We start from the raw sequence: 18,538 nt of genomic DNA, 5'->3' as shown, positions 1-18,538 counted from the left end.
TAAAGCAGGCTACAATATTTAAAGGTAAATCTATGACTGCAACCTACCGCTGGCAACAGGGTGGCAAGGTATATCTGTTTCACTCATTAGCCGAATTAATGGCTAAGGCAACTCCAGAACGTTCGGGTGATGTCTTAGCTGGCGTTGGCGCTACATCGGCGGAAGAAAGAGTTGTCGCACAGATGACTTTAGCTGACTTGCCTTTGAAAACCTTCCTTAATGAGGCGCTCATTCCTTACGAATCCGATGAAATAACTCGTCTTATTATTGATACCCATGAAGTTAAAGCCTTTGCTATTATTGCTCATATGACGGTTGGTGATTTTCGTAACTGGTTACTGAGTGAAGTCGCTGACAGTGAAACCTTGGCAAAATTACGACCTGGAATAACCCCTGAAATGGTAGCCGCTGTAAGTAAGATCATGCGTAATCAGGATCTTATTTTAGTCGCTCAAAAGTGCCGTGTAGTAACAAAATTTCGCAATACTATTGGTTTAGAGAGCAGACTCTCGACTCGCTTACAGCCTAATCATCCAACCGATTCTTTAAATGGTATTGCCGCCACCTTATTTGATGGATTGATGTATGGTAATGGTGATGCTGTTATTGGTATTAATCCAGCGACCGATAATGTGCCACAGACCATTAAATTACTCTCACTGTTAGATGAAGTGATTCAACGTTATCAAATCCCCACTCAGTCCTGTGTATTAACCCATGTCACTAATACTATTGAGGCGATTGATAAAGGCGCGCCGGTTGATCTTGTTTTTCAATCTATCGGAGGTACTCAGGGTACTAATGATAGCTTTGGTGTAAATCTTTCTGTACTAAAAGAAGCACAACAAGTCGCACTTTCTCTAAATAGGGGAACTGTAGGTAATAATGTTATGTACTTTGAGACAGGGCAGGGAACCGCTTTATCTGCCGATGCTTATTTTGGAGTTGATCAGCAAACCTGTGAGACTAGAGCCTATGCTGTTGCACGACAATTTGATCCATTACTTGTTAATACAGTGGTAGGGTTTATCGGCCCTGAATACTTGTTTGATGGGAAACAGATTATACGTGCAGGTTTGGAAGACCATTTTTGTGGCAAGTTACTTGGCTTACCGATGGGCTGTGATATCTGTTACACCAATCATGCCTATGCCGATCAAAATGATATGGATAATTTGCTGACATTATTAGGTGTTGCTGGTTGCTCATTTATTATGGGTATTCCTGGCTCCGACGATATTATGCTTAATTATCAGACCACATCATTTCATGATGCATTATATGCTCGTAAAGCATTAGGTTTGAAACCTGCACCTGAGTTTGAAGATTGGTTAACTAAAATGCAGATATTTAGTGATGTTTCTCAGGTGCGACTTAACCCTGGGTTAGCAAAACCATTTAGTGATGTATTGGCTGTGTTAGGTAAGGAATGAGAATGAGTAAAACACCTGAAAAAACGCCACTCAATAAATCTCCCTTAGTGACTGAAAATGAATGGCAAGCACTGAAACAATTTACCTCTGCTCGTATTGCACTTGGGCGCTCAGGAAACAGTATTCCTACTAATCAGCAACTTTCTTTTCAGCTGGACCATGCCCGTGCGATTGATGCTGTGCATAGAGCCTTGGATGTGGCAAAACTGGTGCAGGAATTTTCACAGTCAAAAGTACTGCAGAATGCGATTGGTGCTTTACCTAATGTGGTTAATAGCAAAGCAACGGATAGAATGATGTATTTGCAAAGGCCAGATCTGGGGCGTCAGATTAATGAAGCTTGTTGGCAGTTACTGATCGATATTAGAGAAGAAAATAGTAAAACATATGATATCGCGATTGTGGTTGCTGATGGGCTTTCTTCTACTGCAATCCAAAAACATGCTTTACCTGTTATCGAAAGGCTAGTTGGCAAATTAGCCTGTGATAAAAACTATGATTGGTCTATTGCACCTCTCACCATTATTACTCAGGGCAGGGTTGCTTCGGGTGATGATGTTGGAGAATGCCTTAAAGCTAAAGTAACACTTATACTCATTGGTGAACGTCCTGGCTTAACTTCTCCCGATAGTATGGGCATTTATATGACTTGGAACCCGAAACGTGGTGCCAAAGATGCAAGCCGAAATTGTATTTCCAATATACGCCCTGAAGGGCTTGGCTATGATGAAGCAAGTGAGAAAGCTTTTTATCTTCTTAGTGAAGCGATCAAGTTACAAATATCGGGGATTACACTTAAGGATCGTTCTGGTAGCAGTGATGAATTTGAAACATTGCAGGCAAGTTCAACGGAAAATTTCCTTATCCCACCTAAAAGTTAATATCTCAGTTTTTAATTACCTGCTCTTTTTTTGTGCATTTATGTTTTTTCTGCACCATCTTTTATCTTATTCAATTGAAGTTTAGATTTCAAAAAATAAAATATATCTATTATTCAATAGGTTATAAAAATCCTTTTCTGTGATTAAGTTGGTCTGTTTGTTGCAGTAATTTATATGGTGAAACGATTGATTCTTAACCTTGTAATATTTGGAGTGCAAAAATGAAAATGGACATAAAAAATACGATAAAGAAAACACTTAGATTAAGTCTATTCGCTAGTATCATTGGTAGTACTACTGCCATGGTCGCAGATAAGGTGACTTATCAACTAGATTGGTTACCGGGTGGTGATAAAGCACCTGTGTATGTGGGTATTCAGCAGGGTTTCTTTGAAGAAGTAGATTTGGATGTCAAAATTGCAAGTGGCCGAGGATCAACAGATGCATTAACAAAAATTGCAACGGGACAAGCAGATATCGGTTCTGCAGATATTGGCGCATTAATGGCGGCAAGAGCACAGGATGATGTCAAAGTCGTTGCGGTACACCCATATTTTACACAAGCTCCGCACGCATTTTTCTTTTTAAAAAGCAGTGGCATTACATCAATTAAAGATTTAAAGGGTAAAAAAGTCGCAACGTCTCCTTTTACCTCTTCAAATGCTTTCTTACCTTTAGTGCTTAAAGAAAATGGTTTAAGCGAAGCTGATATCCAGTTAGTTAAAGCCGACCCTGGCGCGCTTTCTCCAATGATGATTACTGGTAATACCGATGCCATTATTGCCTGGGTAACAAATACTGCATTATTCAAAAGCCAAGCGTCAAGTGCTGGCAAAGAAGTGGTTGAAGTGCCTTGGTCTGACTCTGGTTTATCACTTTATAGCTCATCTTTATTAGCCTCTGAAAAGTTTTTAGAGGAACGCCCTGAAGTTGCTAAGCGCTTTATGAAAGCTTTTGCTAAGGCGATTAAATTTACCTATGAAAACCCTGATAAAGCAGGTGATGATTTGCATACTATGGTACCTGAAGTTGACGCTGAAATTGTTTCCGCACAAATTAAAAGTATCACTAACTTAGTGTTTAATGATGTAACAACTAAAGATGGTTTTGGTCGGTTCACGCCTGAGCGTATCCAACAAACATGGGAATATGTTGCTGAAGCAAATGGCTTATCGGTTGATGCATTAGATCCTTCGACAGTGATAGATACAAGTTTCGTAGCGGAGTAATGCTATGTCTGATAAGAAAAACTCATTTGTAACTATGCAGGGAGTGGGTCATAAATTTGACCCAAACCCTGATGCGCCGATGGTGGTTGAAGGGATTGACCTTGATATTTATCGTCATCAATTTGTTGCAGTTGTTGGGCCTTCTGGTTGTGGGAAGTCGACCTTATTAAGAATGGTGGCAGGGTTATTAATTCCCTGCGCTGGTGAGGTGTCTGTCTTTAATAAGCAAGTAACAGAGCCACGTGACGATGTTGGTATTGTTTTTCAAAAAGCTAACCTATTACCTTGGTTAAATGTACGTAAAAATGTTTTATTTCCTCTAAAACATAAATACGGATTTTATTCTAGTAATGACGAGGAGCGTGCCAATGAATTACTTGAAATGGCTGGGCTAACGCAGTTTGCAGACAAAATGCCCGATGAGCTTTCTGGTGGTATGCAACAACGTGTCGGTATTGTTCGTGCTTTGTTATTAAACCCAGATATTCTATTAATGGATGAACCATTCTCTGCATTAGACGCTTTAACGCGAGAGCAGATTGGTTTTGATTTATTAGATATTTGGAAAAAGAACCCTAAAACGGTGTTGTTTATTACTCATTCAATAAGCGAAGCAGTGCTTTTATCGGATCGTATATTGGTGATGAGTAAACGCCCCGGTACGGTATTAGATCTTATTGACGTTGATTTACCTCGACCGCGTTCATCTAAAACCATTAATTCCCCACGGTTTGCTGAGCTTACTGATTTAATACGAGGATATATTTATGAACCAAACGTACCCGCTTAAATCTAAAGTAATACAGCAACTAGATCGCTTCGCGCCAGCTTTGTTCTTTGTTAGCTTAGTGATTCTGTGGGAGTTGATATGTAAAGTTGCAAAGGTGCCTAATTATATTTTACCTGCGCCTAGTGCAATAGTGACAGCATTTTTTGATGTTGAATTTTCACGTTGGATGACACATTTATGGGCAACCTTACGTGTGGCATTAATGGGCTTTGTATTATCTATTTTGATCGCTCTACCGTTATCAATTGCGATGATGCGTTCGAAATTAATGAGCCGCGTTCTTTACCCTGCCTTAATTGTTATTCAGTCTACACCAGTAGTAGCGGTCGCACCGTTAATTATTGTTATATTAGGCACTGATGATCCTTCACGTGTATTAATCACCTGTTTGATCACCTTCTTTCCCTTAGTAGTCTCAACTACGACGGGGATGTTAGAAACGCCACCGGAAATGATCGAGCTTAGCCAGTCTTTGCGTGCACCTCGTTATCGAGAAACTTGGCAGATCCGAATTCCCTATGCAATCCCGCATATATTCAGTGGTCTACGTGTTTCTATTACCTTGGCTATTATTGGTGCTGTGGTTGCTGAGTTTGTTGTCGCTGAGCAGGGGCTTGGTTACTTTATACAGTTTTCCACCTCTTTCTTTAAAATTCCCCAGGCCTTTGCCGGATTAATATTTTTATCCATTATCAGTCTTTTATTATTTAAGTCGGTGCAATGGATACAAATGTGGTTATTCCCTTGGAGCCTTCCTAAGAATAAATAATTTATCGATACGCTAAGAGAGAAATTAATGAAATTAAATGAAAAAGATACAGGATTTCTTCGCAAAGCTTTTGCATTAGCTGATGAAGCAAAAAGTAAAGGGATTCATCCATTTTCGGCTATTTTAGTGGATGAAAAGGGTGAAGTGCTTATGTCGGAAATCAATGGTTATTTACCAGATCTTGATATGACAGGGCATGCTGAGCGTAATTTGATGACTCGTGCGAGCAAAGCATACCGACCTGATTTTTTAAATAAATGTACTATGTATGTTTCTGCTGAACCCTGTGCAATGTGTGCAGGATCAGCCTATTGGGCTGGAATCGGGCGTGTCGTTTATGGTCTTAGTGAAGCGCGACTTAAAGAGATCACTGGTAATCATCCAGAAAATCCAACACTTGATTTACCCTGTCGAATGGTATTTGAAGCAGGACAACGCAAAGTTGAAGTGATTGGGCCTTGTCTTGAGGATGAAGCCGCTAAAATACAAGAAGGAGTTTGGTAAACTTTAACTGTCAAAAAGTGGAAAGTGAAACATAGAAAAAGGTGTAAAAACCGAAAGGAGTAGAAGCAGTCAGGTATCCCCAGGTCATTGCTCCTTTTTCATTAAACTATTTTCTAGCAGGGCTATTAGCTTCGCATAAGAAATAATGGAAGAGGAATTTATGATGCAAAAATCTTATCAATTAGAAGAACTACAAAGAGAGTCCACCTTCGGAGGAGCTGGCGAAGAGACCAACGATAGAGAAATTCGCATTATTGATTTAAGTGATTTTGATAATCGTCGTCAAGAAATTACACAACAACTTTGGGAAGTCGCAACTGAGATAGGTTTTTTTCAGCTTTCAAACCATGGCATTGATAGTAAAGATATAGGCTGCTTGCTTTTGCAGAGTCAGATCGTTTTTTTAAACTCCCAGAATCGACTAAGGCCAAATATATTAGGCCGAAAGGTGTTAATGCTGGTTGGGAAAGTCGTAGTCAGATAAGACCTTCCACAGGAACAAAAGATCAAAAAGAATCCTACCAAATTACTCAGTATCACATGGATAACTTATGGCCAAGTGAACAAGAGTTACCAGAATTTGAAAAAAATACCTTAGCTTTCGAACAGCAGTGTTGGGAAGTTGGCATGAAGGTTTTATCTTGTTTTGCTGACAAGTTAGGGTTCGAGCAAAACTTCTTCCGCGAAGCCCACGACCCCAAACAAAGTGATTATCAAAGTACCTTAAGGCTATTACATTATTTTGCTACAGAGGGTGTCGAAAAGCAGGGTGATATTTGGCGAGCTGGAGCACATACTGATTTTGATTGCCTTACTTTGCTGTTTCAACATGAAGGGCATGGTGGTTTGCAAGTGTGCCCTGGTGAGGAGGCGACGAGTCAGCGTTGGACAAATATTCCTCCGCTCGCTAATGTCATTACCTGTAATATCGGCGATATGCTAATGCGTTGGAGTGATGATCAGTTAAAATCAAATTTACACCGAGTTCGACAACCTAGGATCGATGAATATTGTGGTAGTCGACACTCCATTGCTTTCTTTTGCCAAGCGAATAAAACCCAAATTATTCAAGGCCCTCAAAAAAAATATCAGCCAATTTCCGTCGCGGATTTTTTAACTCAGCGTATTCAGGCAAACTTTGTTGATAAAGAAAGTTAGATTAAGTAGGTCTATTTGGCTATTATTTGTTATTTCATATCACTAAATAATTCTTATCTATATGCAGGGAGCGTTACCTTGGATTTTATGCATAGCCTATAAATAAAAAGGTCTATTTTACTTATTTATTTGCTGAGACTTCCTTAGAACGAATACTATTGGCCGTCTAATAATTAAGCCATTTTTCCAACTTGTTCTTTTCCAATAAAAAATATTTAATATTGGGCTTCCTTGCATTATGTTATAACATAACGATAATGTGTTTAAATTCTTATTTAAGCTAATGTTGTTTTGGATTTAGGTTCTATTTCGTATTTCTAGAGTACTTAGCGTAATTAATAAATTAACAAATCATATGCTTTTCTAGGGCGATAGGAGAATTAGTAATGAGCTCTAATAATGAGCCTATTTTAGGTGTACCTACTAATATCATCACAGGGTTTCTAGGCGTTGGTAAAACGTCGGCTATTTTAAGTCTTCTTAAAAATAAGCCTAAAAATGAACGTTGGGCTGTCTTAGTTAATGAATTTGGTGAAATAGGTGTTGATGGTAGCTTAGTGCAAGGCCAGCAGAGTGAGCAACAAGTGTTTATTCGAGAAGTGCCTGGTGGTCGCATGTGCTGTCTTGCCGGTTTGCCAATGCAGATTGCACTTAATCAGTTGTTGCAAAAAGCTAAGCCTGATCGTCTACTGATTGAACCAACTGGCCTTGGCCATCCAAAGGAAGTCTTACAAGTATTGTCCACTGAGCACTATCGTAAAGTGTTACGCTTACAAAAAAATATTACCTTAGTGGATGCGCGTAAATTATCGGATACTCGCTATACCGATCACGAAACCTTTAATCAACAGATTATGATTGCCGATACTGTGGTTGGAAATAAGCGTGACCTTTATCAAGCTGGTGATGAGGAAAGCTTAAAAACGTATGTTAAGAAAGTTGCCCATGCTAATACTAAAGTGATATTTGCAGAGTTCGGTGTTATCTCCTCTCTTGAATTAGACGGTGATACTCATTTCAATGAATACCCACCACATCACCACCATCATTCGCACAGTAAGCCACTTGCTTCACAAGCTCCATTACCTGAAAGTGGCATGCTTAAAGCCATAAATAATGGAGAAGACTTCCATAGTGTAGGCTGGCGTTTTGCTCCCGAAAAAGTCTTTGATCGTCAGAAGTTAATTGTACTGTTGCTCGAATTAAAAGTGGAACGCATGAAAGCCGTTATTATTACTGATACGGGCATTTTTGGTTATAACCTTACCTCAGATGGTTTAAGTGAAGTGGAATTAGATGAATGCGCCGAAAGTCGAATAGAGCTGATTTCCGAAGTTGTTGATGAAACATTTGAAGAACAATTATTAAGTTGCCTAAAGTAATGTCATCATTTGTTAATAATCTAATTCGTTAGATTATTAACGGATATGCTTTGATAAGTTTTTATAATTAACTTTTGTTTGCTAATTAGTTTTAGCTTTATCGCTCATTTTTGAAACAAGCATCTTTGCTGTTAGAAAGTAATGATTGAACTATTTAACCTCAGTTCTGGATAAGCAAAACGATACAGTACCGTTATTTACGCGTATTTCTACGTTAAATCATCTCCCAATAACCCGTTATTGCTTCGATAATTCGCCTTGAACTACGCAAAACTAACAGCACTGTATTATATATTTTTTAAGCTATTTAAGTTTAATGTTATTTCGCTTCCATTATCCAGAGCTGAGGTTAGCTAGAGCTTCATCTTCAGTCTCGAATGGAAACGGCTATAGTCTCTATACATATTATTTAGGATCGTAAATTATTCTATTTCTGCCTGCGTTTTTAGCTTCATATAGTGCATTATCTGCTAGTCTGATAATTTCTTTAGCGTCACAATCTTTTCTTAGTTCAGCGATACCAAAACTGGCTGTAATATTTATTTTCTCAGATGAAAACAGGGTGTCTGATATTTCATGCTTAATTTTTTGGGTGATTTTTAAAGCGAGCTTTTCACTCGTATGTGAAAATATAATTAGAAACTCCTCTCCTCCATACCTTCCTAATAAATCAGTTTCTCGTATGTGTTTATTTAATAGGTTGGCAAATGTTTGTAGGACTTCATCGCCAATTTGATGACCATAGGAATCATTGACCTGTTTAAACCAATCAATATCCACCATAACTGCACAATAGGTGTGTTGATAGCGCAAAGCTTCGCGATGTACTTTTTCTAATTGTTCAAGGACGCTTTCGTGATTTAATAAATTCGTTAATGAATCTTGATGCGCAAGGGCTTCAAACTTCATATTAAGGTTATTCAATTTTAATATATTCTTTTTGAATTGAATTAAGCCTGACTCTAGCCCTCCAATTTCATCGTCAATAAGCGGTTCGGGAATAGTAATATCAGTATTATTCATGGAAAGCTCATGCATTAATTTACCTGCGACAATAACTCTGCGATAAACCAATTTATAAATGCGAAATATATTGATAAATAAAATAATAAAAATTAACAGTGATAATAAAATCGAGGCGACTAACTTAATTAAAGCCTCTTGGTATTTACTTTCAAGTATTGACGCGGTGTGAGTGACAATATCGTTAGTGATTGTGTTGAGTTGCTCAAGAGCATTAATGCCATTTTCTAGATAAGAAAGAAAATCTACAGGCGAGTTAAACTCGATTTCATCATTGTGAGTAATATAGTCCGCCGTAATAATGACTTGGTTTTGATAATAGCTATCGAAATAATGTATTTTATTAAGTATTTCACTATCCAATACCTCCCCGCTAACAATCTCTAAACGATTCATCTGGTTTCTAACAATGTTTTTTTATACTTTAATTCTTCTATTCTTTGCGTTGTTAAACTGTTGCGGTTAAAAGTCATCGCTTTTAAATAGGAAACAACGGGCCCAGTATGATTTCTTAGCATGGTTAACTGATAAATCATTTTTGCATAGAGGGCCAATGTAGGATCTACTGAATTCTTCTCAATAAGTGAATAGGTTAGTGTACTTAATGTCTCGATTTGCTTTGACATGTGATTAAACCATTTATCGTCCACCGTTAAATCACGCTCTGTAAAGGGTAAGTCTAATTGCGATAAATATTCATTTTGAAGGCTTTTTGTTAATAACCAAGAAGCGCTGAGTTCTTTGAAAGTCTCGATATCGTATTTAAGTCCAGAGTCCGGCAGAGTAGAAAACATTTCCTGTAAAGAGTTATTGCCTATGTGCCGGTGTTTATTAACAAATTCACGAAATTCATGCATCTCATCCAATTGCCCTTGATAATTCAAAATGACATTTACTCTGCCTCTCTCATAGCCATTGCTTTCAATGATAGTGAAAATATTGTGTATGTTTGAAAATACGTTTTGGTTAGCTTTTATGCTGTTAAAAGAAAAGATCAAGTGTTGGATCGCAAGGGAATTAAAAACCAATACCACGATAAATAATAATCCTGTCGTAGTAGAAAAGAAGGTTAATATGCTTTGTTTTTTTAATTTTTTCACTGCTATACCCCTAGCTATAAATGCTAATAAGTACGCACTCATGTTGCGCCTTGCTTTCCGAGCTAGCGTCTGAATAAAGCATCTCGATTGGTAACTGGTATAAAGTATGGTTCAAAATGAATTATATGCACTTAACATATATTAAGATTTTATAAAAAGCATACTGCAGATCAATAAAAGACTGAAAAAATAATATTATAAGATTGATCCTTTTGGTTTTTTGCCTAGAATTATTTTAGCGGGTTACTCTGTGTAATTATTATCAGTAATAAAGCGATCAACTCAATGGAAACACGTATCCCTTAGAATTTGCTATAAAACCCAGGGGATATTTCGGTGTTAATGCAATATAAATCTAAGTTTAAACTTTATAACACATTGAAAATAATTGTTTTTATAATCGTTTACTAATGGACTTTCGTAACTAGGGATTGGAATAGAATGGCAGATGAAAGAGTAAAATATTCACAGAATGACAATTTAATTTCAACGACAACAGAAGATAGTCATATTACCTATTGTAATGAAGATTTTTGTCAAGTGGCAGGTTACGAAGAAAGTGAGCTGTTAAATAAGCCCCATAATGCTATTCGTCATGACGATATGCCTAAAGCCGCTTTTGAACAATTATGGAGTTATATCCAATCAGGAAAAAGCTGGATGGGGATAGTCAAAAATAGCTGTAAAGGCTCAGGGCATTACTGGGTTTCTGCATTTGTGACTCCTATCATTGGTAAAGATGGCAAAATCCATGAATATCAATCGGTGCGTACCCAACCCGATGATGAGCAAATTTCTCGTGCTAGTTCTCTCTACAAGGGATTGAAAAAGGGGAGGTTTCAACTCACCGATTACAATGGCTGAATCTTATTATCATGCTGATGGCAATACAGGTAGTTGTGCTTTTATTATCAGTGCTAATGCCTTCATTAGTATTACAGGGAGTATTACTTTTATGTCTTTTAGTACAGCTATTTGCTGTATTCAAAATTAAAAGCAGACTTGCTTCGGTTAATAAAATGGCCATGCAACATTATGATAATAAGTTAATGGAAAAACCCTATACGGGACATTGTGATGATTTGTCAAAAATTGAGTTGGCAATGATCATGAAACGCGCCGAGCTTAGAGCAGTAACAGCAAGAGCAGGTGAAACCTCAGATATGATTATTGTTGCGGCTAATGAAGAGTTTGTTAATAGCCAGCAGATAGACTTACAATTGCATGATCAAGATGTGGCGATTGATGCGATGGACGCATCGGCAGAACAGATGCTTTCTTCTATTAATGAAGTTGTGCAACAGGCAAAACACAGTTCAGAATTTCGTTGCTAACAGCAAAAATACAGCAAGCATCGCTGTAGAAACAGTTGAAGAATCCGTGAAAGCTGTTCAAGTACTTAGCCAACAGTTAGAAGAATCTAAGATTGCCTTAAGAGAATTATATTCCGATGTGGATGGTATCAAATCAATCCTGACTCTTATCCAAGGTATTGCTGATCAAACCAATTTACTTGCTTTGAATCGCTTGCCATTGAAGCGGCTAGAGCAGGAAAACATGGTCGAGGGTTCGCCGTAGTCGCCGATGAAGTGCGCTCATTATCCGGAAAAACCAGTTCTTCGGTGGAGGATATTCGTTCTAATATTGAAGCATTACAGGTCACGGTTAATAAAACAGGTTCGATAATTGAGAAAGGAATTGAGTCTTCTAAGATAAGCATGGGCAAGTCGGAAGAAGGAAAAGAAGCCTTTCAAACGATTGTTAGTGACTTAACAAACATTGGTACTCAAAGTGCAGAAACCTTAGAGGCGATCACAGAGCAAGTACAAGTAACGAGAGCGATGAGTGATCACGTAGATCGGATGAAAGAAGCCAATAATGCAAATAGAACTTTATCAATTAACTCATTAGAAAGAACCAAAGAAATTGTTAATAACTTGGAAAGTTTACAGCGCTTGGTAACACAGTTTAGTCAGTCATAAAATTTGTAAATAGAAAGCCAGTAAACAAAATATACTGGCTTTCTAATCATTAAGCTCAAAGAAGTAATTTACTCGCGAGCGAAGGTTTAGGTATTCTTTAACACCTGCTGGTAACTTTAATGGTGAAATTACACGAATGATTGAAAGGCCTTTTTCATTAAGAGAAATAATAGGCGCCTCATGACGAGGTATATTTGCATCATAAATTAATACTTTGGGCTGTAATAAATTACTTTTTATCACACTCATGACTAGAGCAAATTTGTCATTAGAAAGTAACACCACGCAACCAGGTGGATAAACTCCTAACTCTTTAATTAACAAACCGACAACCGATTTATTCAATTGCTTATTGCGATGTTTATAGAGCTGAGAAAGAGTATGGTAAGGTGTGCTTTGTTTATGCTGGCCAGCAGGGTTACACATATTGTCATATTCATTAGCAACGCTAAAAATCTGTGTTAATTTGCTAATTTGATCCCCACTTAATTTGTCAGGATAACCACTACCATCTAAATATTCATGATGCTGTGAAATAATTTTTAATGATGAAGATGGGAAATTAGGAAAATTATTTATTTGTTCCTTACCATAACGAACATGTAATTTAAAGTAGTTTTGTTCTGCGTTACTAATATTGGGATTATTATTTATAATTTGTGTTGGGATCTTATTTTTTCCCAAGTCGTGGAAAATAGCTCCTAAACCAAGGTGTAACAATTCTTGCTCTGATAGTTCCATTGCATTACCTAATAGCATAGATAACACAGTTGTATTTAACGCATGGTTGAAATATCTATCGCCAGCCTTTCCTTCTTCCATTAGGTGCAGGATCGTATCATCATTAGCGGTTAAGCTATCAATGAGTCTTTTAACTAATTCATGGGCGTCATTGATCGCTCGTTGTGTTTGATTACCTACTTTTAAGTTAATAGAGCGCACTATACTCAGGCACTGAGTAAACTGGCTTTCACATTTTTTAATGTGCGCAGGTAATTCTTTTGTTCCTCAATTTTTTGTTCTTTTCTGAGCCATAGCTGTTTAATTTCATTTTCTTCATCACTGTTTGTTTTTTCTACTTCTTCACTAGGCTCCTCAGAAACTGGCAATGGTGGATTATCACTTTTATCGGGAACTAAAAAAACGTATGGCAGATCTATTTTTTGAATGGCTTTGATTTGTGTGTCGCTTTGGATTTTGAAACTATTCATTAGAAAGGGATGTTTAGACCAATGACAGGGTAACTGAACATGCAACCCAGTTGTTAATCGTTTAACTGATAACTTTATTTTATTCATCGTTAGTCATTGATCCCGTTTAAATAATGTTAATCACCAGTATAGGAAAAAAGGCAAAATAAATGATAATACTCAGTTATGAAGAATAACTAAAGCGTTAGCCTATAAAAAAGTTTGCATTTAGAAGGCCTGAATTATCCAAATATTATGTGGAGGCTGTTTGATGAATATTGGAGTTGGACTTTTATCGCCTTATAACACAGTGCTCAGCCCCCATGCTCCAAGTATTAAAATAGTTAAGCTAATCATTGTCTTCTTTTTGTGTTTATTAATAATGTGTTCTGCCTTGTTGCCGGCATAATATACAATGACCGCTAAACCAAAGTAGCGAATAGATCTTGCAATTGCTGAAGCAATTAAGAATAAAGTGAGTGAATATTTTGTTGCACCAGTCTGCCAGCATTGCAATTTGGAAAGGGACAGGAATGATGCCTAATGTAATAACAAACCAGAATCCTTGTTTTTGCATACTTTTTCTGACGTTTTCAAATTGTGTGGGGTTTGAAAATGTCTCGATGATCCAATCACCAACAACATCAAATAAATAATACCCAAGGGCATAACCAAACAAAGCGCCCATAATACAGCCCAAGGTTGCCATTAATGCAATTAGCCATAGCTTTTCACGACGAGCCTGCATTAACGGCACTAATACTGCCTCTAAGGGGATTGGCACAATGGTGGACTCCAAAAAGAAGCTATCGTAATGCCACTTAGCATATGCTTTGAATCGATAAACTGACGTGTTTTTTGTTTCATCTTTTGTTGGAGTGGCATATAACGTCTCTTTGAAGGCTTATATTTAAGCTAACTAATATAATTAGTTAGCTTAAATAAAGTAGTTTTGCATGGCTTAACTTAGTAAATTGATGTGCAAGGAATATTGAAGTGACTAGCAATAGTTACTACGCCTGATATTGCCAGCGGTTAAACTGTTTTAGCCTTAATAATACAATTTCTCAAACTCTTGTTTAGCTTCATCTTTAGTCATTCCGTACTTCTCTTGCATTTTGCCTTGGAATTTTTCTAGGTTACCATTAATTTCTTGCAAATCATTTTCAGTTAATTTCCCCCAACTTGCTTTAAATGTACCTGAAACTTGTTTCCAATTGCCTACGATAATGTCGTTATTCATATAGTAACTCCTTAGATGAAAGGGATTTAATAAAACTAACTCATCTATACTATAAACAAGTTCCATACCAATTTTTAAGTGTTTGATTGTATTATTAAAAACTAAGGTTGCAGAGATAAAGCTGAAGCTTCTTTGTAATATTTACAGTCACATTTGTTAATATTTCATGGCTTGTACTGTGATTATTTTTTGTAACTACTCACCATCCCTTCAAAATAAAGAAATTTTTAGTAAATTTAGGGTGTAAATGCTCAAGGCTAAGCTATTTATGCTTGGTTCAAGGCGGAAAAGCGCAGTTTAGTGGTTTAAAGACTGCGTACGTCCTGTACTCCGCCCTTCGGGCCATCCTTCGGATGTTCAAATTCATTCCCGATGAATTTGTGAGCATTTTCCAACGATGACAAATATGTCTGGAACATATTTGCATAGCTTTAGCTAGTCGCGTAGCGATGAAGTACACGGATGTACTTCATAAATAGGCTTAAATAGCGACGACCTGAGTAGATACTATTTATTAATATAAACCAACTCACTAAGTAAAGGAAAGTGGTCTGAATCGATAGAAGGCATTCTTTGTATTGTGGCTAATTGAAAGTGCTCACTATGAAATATATGATCTAGAGGCCAACGTAAAATAGGATAACTGGCGTGAAATGTATTAAACATGCCTCTGCCTATCCTTGGATCTTTAAGTCCACTAGTCTTCCTAAAAGATCGTGTTGTCGGTGACCAAGCAACATCATTGAGGTCTCCAGTGACAATGGTGGGCTCTGTTTTATCCCTAACTGTTTTTGCAATAATGAGTAACTCTCTATCTCTAGGAGTAGAGGTGGTATTTTCAGTTGGGCTTGGTGGTGCGGGATGAAGGAAGTGACATTTTATTTTATGTGCATTTTTTAATATTAAATAACAATGTATCGATGGAATATCTGCTTCAACGAGAAAGGATACTTGCACATCTTGTAAAGCAAATTTACTGTAAAGGTGCATACCATATAAATTATCTAATGCACAATTCACGCGATGTGGGTAATCAACATGAATAGATTGTAATGCTTCTTCCCACCATAGATCAGTTTCTAAAGTTACCACTAGATCCGGTTGGTGTATCTTGATTAGGTTAATTAATTTATCAGCAGAGTGATTGGTCATTAGCACATTGCTGGTCATTATTTTAATCGTTTGCTGATAAGGTGTAACTGCTTTTTTTACTTGTACTGGATAAAGTCTTGTATAAGGTAGTATCCAAATGATTTGATACAAAGACATCAAACCGTTAATAGTAACAAGCAGGGCGGTTATAATAGGAGAAGCAAGAAAGAAACTGACGATAGTAAGACTGATAGTAAGTACCGCTATTTGTACACGAGGAAACTCCCAGACTCTCGATAACCAATGATTACTGGATAATAAAGGCGCTAATGTTACACAGAGCATAATAAACGTCAGTAAGCTAATAACAGTTTCAAACATCCTAATTCCTTGGCATGGCGATGCCTCAATGATATGTGTGCTAGTAACTATACAGCATGACATAGAAAGTCATGGGAATAAATTTTGCTGATGAAGAAAGTTGTTAGTATTTCAATTTACTATCCGTTTTATGTGTTGGACTGTCTCATTTATTAACATCAATTCATCTGTTGGTATCTAGGAGCCAGTATAATTGTATGACGTCAATAATAACTATGTACCTTATTGTTGTTTTTAGATTAGGAATTGATATTTATTAGTCAGGCGAATTTGCCTGGCGCTTATGAGGAAATGGATGAATGGGGGGAATAATAGACGAGTTTAAAAGTAGTCTTCCGTAGTTAACACCGCGAAGGCTAATCATTTTATTTGCGATCATATTAAGTTTATCTGCAGGCCCTTGAACGAGAATAATCGAGAGGGTATTCGTGTGGGTTAGGTTGACGTTTAAGCTTGATATAACTTCGTCTATAAATTCAAATTGTAGATCATGCAGTTTTTTTTGAAGTTCAGGGGTGGCATGGTTGTACATGAGGTTGACTGTTCCTGTCATCAACTCATTGCCTTGTTTTGCTTTGTGCTCATTGAGTTGTAGATTAATCATGTCGCATATAGCTTGCGAGCGACTTTCAAAGCCTCGTTCGCTGACCATTTTATCCAATCCATCGAGAAGTGTTTCTGGTAATGAAATACTAATACGACTGAGTTTCTCTTTGCTCATTACTTACTCCTTTATACCATGTTTTATACATTAGTTTGAGTATATCAGATCTGCAATATAGAAGGTGTCTAGATTACTAGACACCCTATTATTTTATTAACTAATCTCAGCTCGGATTAAACAAGGCGACATTGTATAAAATGAAAAAATAACCGAAGGGCATTCACATCTGTGGCGTTACCATTATTCCGAGTTAGGTTAACTAAATACTAGAACAAGTTAGTGTAACGCTCGATTTCCCATTTACTGACATCAAGGTGGTATTCATTCCATTCTTGTTGCTTGTATTTTATAAATTCATCTTTTAGCTCTTTGCCTAAGACTTCTTCAATAAACGGGTCTGCATCAAATGCTTGTATTGCCTCTTGTAAAGTGCGAGGTAAAAAGTCAATGCCTTTTTCATTAAGCTCAGACTCAGTGAACTCATAAAGGTTTTGTTCCTGTGGCTTACCAGGATCAAGTCCTTCTTTAATACCTTCAAGGCCAGCGACTAAAGCTAATGCGGCGGCTAAATACGGGTTAACTGCACCGTCTGCATTTCGGGATTCACAACGACCTCCTCCCATTGGTACACGGACTGAATTAGTACGATTATTCGAACCAAATGAGTTAAATACCGGTGCCCATGTAAAGTAAGGCATATCACCTTGACGAACTAATCGTTTATATGAATTAACTGTTGGTGCAAAAGCCGCACATAAAGCAGGCCCATGTTTAAGGATGCCACCGATAAATTGGTAACCAAGTGTTGTAAGTCCCAATCCATTAGGATCTTCTTCTTTGCTACATTGAAATAGGTTTTTTCCAGTTTTTATATCAAATAATGACATATTAAAGTGAGCGCCATTACCTGTTCTGTTAGCAAATGGCTTAGGCATAAAGGTTGCCATTAACCCTTCTTGTTGAGCATACTCTTTAGCCATTAGTTTAAGGAAAGTAAAGCGATCACAGGTTGTTAAACCATCGGCATAATCAAAATCAAATTCAAATTGCCCATTCGCATCTTCATGATCAAAAGAGTATAAACCCCAGCCTAGGTCACTGATGCTACTAGCCATGCGATCAACCCATTTATAGTTGCTTAAAAATGCGCGAGTATCGTAACAAGATTTTTTTAGTTTATCTTCCGGATCTGGAATGCTCAGTGTTCCATCTTCATTTTTATTGAGTAGAAAAATTTCAGGCTCAATACCTAAATTCATACCAAAACCCATTTCTTCTGCTTGTTTTAATATCTTTTTTAATAATACTCGAGTATTTAACTCATAAGGCTTCCCATACAATGTATTGTCTGCAGGCATCCATGCAATTTCAGGTCGCCAAGGTAGTTGAATAATATGATCAAGGTCTGGTACAGAAGCAATTTCATCATCATTAGGCGCTTGTCCGAGGCCATCTACCGCATAACCGGTATAAAGTTCTGAGCCATTTGCCATTTGTCGAAGGTGATCTAAAGGAACAATTTTTCCTTTAGGAATACCGTGGATATCCACAAAGGTTCCCATACAATATTTAACACCTTTATTTTTAAGGTCGTCTTGAATTGTTGCAATTTCTGAGTCTGTTTTGGTCTCAATCATGTTGTTTTCCTTATGTTCAATGATATTGACCCGGCTGAGCCGTTAGGGCGGCTAGCCGAAAAATCATCGAGTAAATACAT

Annotated in this window: 21 protein-coding genes and 1 pseudogene; 13 read left to right on the top strand and 9 right to left on the bottom strand. The window is 37.3% G+C overall.

The window, feature by feature from the left end; genetic code table 11:
• Positions 1–32 precede the first annotated feature (32 nt).
• From ACLKMH_RS01285 to ACLKMH_RS01245, 9 genes are all read left to right on the top strand, one after another.
• Positions 33–1,433: an ethanolamine ammonia-lyase subunit EutB gene (locus ACLKMH_RS01285; RefSeq protein ID WP_413700555.1), complete on the top strand. Its 1,401-nt coding sequence runs from the start codon at positions 33–35 to the stop codon at positions 1,431–1,433.
• Positions 1,434–1,435: 2 nt separating this feature from the next.
• On the top strand, positions 1,436–2,314 hold the full coding sequence (gene eutC, locus ACLKMH_RS01280) for an ethanolamine ammonia-lyase subunit EutC (protein ID WP_413700554.1): 879 nt from the start codon (positions 1,436–1,438) through the stop codon (positions 2,312–2,314).
• A gap of 221 nt (positions 2,315–2,535) precedes the next feature.
• The gene (locus ACLKMH_RS01275; RefSeq protein WP_413700553.1) at positions 2,536–3,543 is read left to right on the top strand and encodes an ABC transporter substrate-binding protein; all 1,008 of its coding nucleotides are present in this window, start codon (positions 2,536–2,538) and stop codon (positions 3,541–3,543) included.
• Positions 3,544–3,547: 4 nt separating this feature from the next.
• Positions 3,548–4,333 carry an ABC transporter ATP-binding protein gene (locus tag ACLKMH_RS01270; protein ID WP_413700552.1) on the top strand — a complete coding sequence of 262 codons (786 nt, stop codon included), beginning with the start codon at positions 3,548–3,550 and terminating at the stop codon, positions 4,331–4,333.
• A complete protein-coding gene (locus tag ACLKMH_RS01265) occupies positions 4,311–5,102 on the top strand; it encodes an ABC transporter permease (protein ID WP_413700551.1) in 792 nt (263 codons plus the stop codon). Before ACLKMH_RS01270 ends, ACLKMH_RS01265 begins: the two co-directional genes overlap by 23 nt.
• A gap of 27 nt (positions 5,103–5,129) precedes the next feature.
• Positions 5,130–5,606, top strand: a complete 477-nt coding sequence (locus tag ACLKMH_RS01260) for a nucleoside deaminase (RefSeq protein WP_413700550.1) — start codon at positions 5,130–5,132, stop codon at positions 5,604–5,606.
• A gap of 145 nt (positions 5,607–5,751) precedes the next feature.
• Positions 5,752–6,090 carry a 2-oxoglutarate and iron-dependent oxygenase domain-containing protein gene (locus tag ACLKMH_RS01255; protein ID WP_413700549.1) on the top strand — a complete coding sequence of 113 codons (339 nt, stop codon included), beginning with the start codon at positions 5,752–5,754 and terminating at the stop codon, positions 6,088–6,090.
• 56 nt (positions 6,091–6,146) lie between these two features.
• Positions 6,147–6,764, top strand: a complete 618-nt coding sequence (locus ACLKMH_RS01250; RefSeq protein WP_413700548.1) for a 2OG-Fe(II) oxygenase family protein — start codon at positions 6,147–6,149, stop codon at positions 6,762–6,764.
• A 386-nt stretch (positions 6,765–7,150) separates the two neighbouring features.
• Entirely contained in the window at positions 7,151–8,146 is a 996-nt protein-coding gene (locus ACLKMH_RS01245; protein ID WP_413700547.1) for a CobW family GTP-binding protein, read from the top strand.
• Between the two features lie 405 nt (positions 8,147–8,551).
• On the opposite strand, the gene ACLKMH_RS01240 is transcribed toward ACLKMH_RS01245, so the two are convergent.
• Together ACLKMH_RS01240 and ACLKMH_RS01235 are read right to left on the bottom strand one after the other, a co-directional pair.
• Entirely contained in the window at positions 8,552–9,565 is a 1,014-nt protein-coding gene (locus tag ACLKMH_RS01240) for a GGDEF domain-containing protein (RefSeq protein ID WP_413700546.1), read from the bottom strand.
• Positions 9,562–10,269: a hypothetical protein gene (locus tag ACLKMH_RS01235; protein ID WP_413700545.1), complete on the bottom strand. Its 708-nt coding sequence runs from the start codon at positions 10,267–10,269 to the stop codon at positions 9,562–9,564. The genes ACLKMH_RS01240 and ACLKMH_RS01235 overlap by 4 nt, the downstream gene beginning before the upstream one ends.
• Before the next feature lie 441 nt (positions 10,270–10,710).
• Between ACLKMH_RS01235 and ACLKMH_RS01230 the strand changes: the two genes are divergently transcribed.
• The 4 genes from ACLKMH_RS01230 to ACLKMH_RS01215 are packed head-to-tail and all read left to right on the top strand — an operon-like array spanning position 10,711 to position 12,251.
• On the top strand, positions 10,711–11,133 hold the full coding sequence (locus ACLKMH_RS01230) for a PAS domain-containing protein (protein WP_413700544.1): 423 nt from the start codon (positions 10,711–10,713) through the stop codon (positions 11,131–11,133).
• A 35-nt stretch (positions 11,134–11,168) separates the two neighbouring features.
• A complete protein-coding gene (locus tag ACLKMH_RS01225; protein ID WP_413700543.1) occupies positions 11,169–11,603 on the top strand; it encodes a hypothetical protein in 435 nt (144 codons plus the stop codon).
• A gap of 46 nt (positions 11,604–11,649) precedes the next feature.
• Complete coding sequence (locus ACLKMH_RS01220; RefSeq protein ID WP_413700542.1) at positions 11,650–11,847, top strand: hypothetical protein; 198 nt, start codon at positions 11,650–11,652, stop codon at positions 11,845–11,847.
• Between the two features lie 11 nt (positions 11,848–11,858).
• Positions 11,859–12,251 (top strand): hypothetical protein, encoded by a 393-nt coding sequence (locus ACLKMH_RS01215; RefSeq protein WP_413700541.1) that lies wholly within the window; start codon positions 11,859–11,861, stop codon positions 12,249–12,251.
• A 42-nt stretch (positions 12,252–12,293) separates the two neighbouring features.
• On the opposite strand, the gene ACLKMH_RS01210 is transcribed toward ACLKMH_RS01215, so the two are convergent.
• The 7 genes and pseudogenes from ACLKMH_RS01210 to glnT form a co-directional block, all read right to left on the bottom strand.
• Complete coding sequence (locus ACLKMH_RS01210; protein ID WP_413700540.1) at positions 12,294–13,193, bottom strand: HD-GYP domain-containing protein; 900 nt, start codon at positions 13,191–13,193, stop codon at positions 12,294–12,296.
• Between the two features lie 5 nt (positions 13,194–13,198).
• Positions 13,199–13,549 carry a DUF3391 domain-containing protein gene (locus tag ACLKMH_RS01205; protein WP_413700539.1) on the bottom strand — a complete coding sequence of 117 codons (351 nt, stop codon included), beginning with the start codon at positions 13,547–13,549 and terminating at the stop codon, positions 13,199–13,201.
• Positions 13,550–13,741: 192 nt separating this feature from the next.
• A pseudogene (locus ACLKMH_RS01200) lies at positions 13,742–14,326 on the bottom strand (YqaA family protein).
• Between the two features lie 166 nt (positions 14,327–14,492).
• Positions 14,493–14,684, bottom strand: a complete 192-nt coding sequence (locus ACLKMH_RS01195; RefSeq protein WP_413700538.1) for a CsbD family protein — start codon at positions 14,682–14,684, stop codon at positions 14,493–14,495.
• 507 nt (positions 14,685–15,191) lie between these two features.
• On the bottom strand, positions 15,192–16,157 hold the full coding sequence (locus tag ACLKMH_RS01190; RefSeq protein ID WP_413700537.1) for an endonuclease/exonuclease/phosphatase family protein: 966 nt from the start codon (positions 16,155–16,157) through the stop codon (positions 15,192–15,194).
• Positions 16,158–16,413: 256 nt separating this feature from the next.
• On the bottom strand, positions 16,414–16,878 hold the full coding sequence (gene nikR / locus ACLKMH_RS01185) for a nickel-responsive transcriptional regulator NikR (RefSeq protein ID WP_413700536.1): 465 nt from the start codon (positions 16,876–16,878) through the stop codon (positions 16,414–16,416).
• A 209-nt stretch (positions 16,879–17,087) separates the two neighbouring features.
• A complete protein-coding gene (glnT, locus tag ACLKMH_RS01180) occupies positions 17,088–18,458 on the bottom strand; it encodes a type III glutamate--ammonia ligase (RefSeq protein WP_413700535.1) in 1,371 nt (456 codons plus the stop codon).
• Between the last annotated feature and the right edge of the window lie 80 nt (positions 18,459–18,538).

This window comes from Psychromonas sp. KJ10-10, from assembly GCF_047323245.1.
In the GTDB taxonomy this organism is placed as follows: Bacteria; Pseudomonadota; Gammaproteobacteria; order Enterobacterales; family Psychromonadaceae; genus Psychromonas.
This window is presented reverse-complemented; position numbering and strand designations above follow the sequence as displayed.

Bases quoted from the DNA above. Each gene is read 5' to 3' on its own strand.
- ACLKMH_RS01195 (WP_413700538.1), bottom strand. From the start codon at position 14,684: ATGAATAACGACATTATCGTAGGCAATTGGAAACAAGTTTCAGGTACA.
- glnT (WP_413700535.1), bottom strand. From the start codon at position 18,458: ATGATTGAGACCAAAACAGACTCAGAAATTGCAACAATTCAAGACGAC.
- nikR (WP_413700536.1), bottom strand. From the start codon at position 16,878: ATGAGCAAAGAGAAACTCAGTCGTATTAGTATTTCATTACCAGAAACA.
- ACLKMH_RS01260 (WP_413700550.1), top strand. From the start codon at position 5,130: ATGAAATTAAATGAAAAAGATACAGGATTTCTTCGCAAAGCTTTTGCA.
- ACLKMH_RS01275 (WP_413700553.1), top strand. From the start codon at position 2,536: ATGAAAATGGACATAAAAAATACGATAAAGAAAACACTTAGATTAAGT.
- ACLKMH_RS01265 (WP_413700551.1), top strand. From the start codon at position 4,311: ATGAACCAAACGTACCCGCTTAAATCTAAAGTAATACAGCAACTAGAT.
- ACLKMH_RS01270 (WP_413700552.1), top strand. From the start codon at position 3,548: ATGTCTGATAAGAAAAACTCATTTGTAACTATGCAGGGAGTGGGTCAT.
- ACLKMH_RS01230 (WP_413700544.1), top strand. From the start codon at position 10,711: ATGGCAGATGAAAGAGTAAAATATTCACAGAATGACAATTTAATTTCA.
- ACLKMH_RS01285 (WP_413700555.1), top strand. From the start codon at position 33: ATGACTGCAACCTACCGCTGGCAACAGGGTGGCAAGGTATATCTGTTT.
- ACLKMH_RS01190 (WP_413700537.1), bottom strand. From the start codon at position 16,157: ATGTTTGAAACTGTTATTAGCTTACTGACGTTTATTATGCTCTGTGTA.
- ACLKMH_RS01250 (WP_413700548.1), top strand. From the start codon at position 6,147: ATGGATAACTTATGGCCAAGTGAACAAGAGTTACCAGAATTTGAAAAA.
- eutC (WP_413700554.1), top strand. From the start codon at position 1,436: ATGAGTAAAACACCTGAAAAAACGCCACTCAATAAATCTCCCTTAGTG.
- ACLKMH_RS01240 (WP_413700546.1), bottom strand. From the start codon at position 9,565: ATGAATCGTTTAGAGATTGTTAGCGGGGAGGTATTGGATAGTGAAATA.
- ACLKMH_RS01255 (WP_413700549.1), top strand. From the start codon at position 5,752: ATGGAAGAGGAATTTATGATGCAAAAATCTTATCAATTAGAAGAACTA.
- ACLKMH_RS01205 (WP_413700539.1), bottom strand. From the start codon at position 13,549: ATGAATAAAATAAAGTTATCAGTTAAACGATTAACAACTGGGTTGCAT.
- ACLKMH_RS01245 (WP_413700547.1), top strand. From the start codon at position 7,151: ATGAGCTCTAATAATGAGCCTATTTTAGGTGTACCTACTAATATCATC.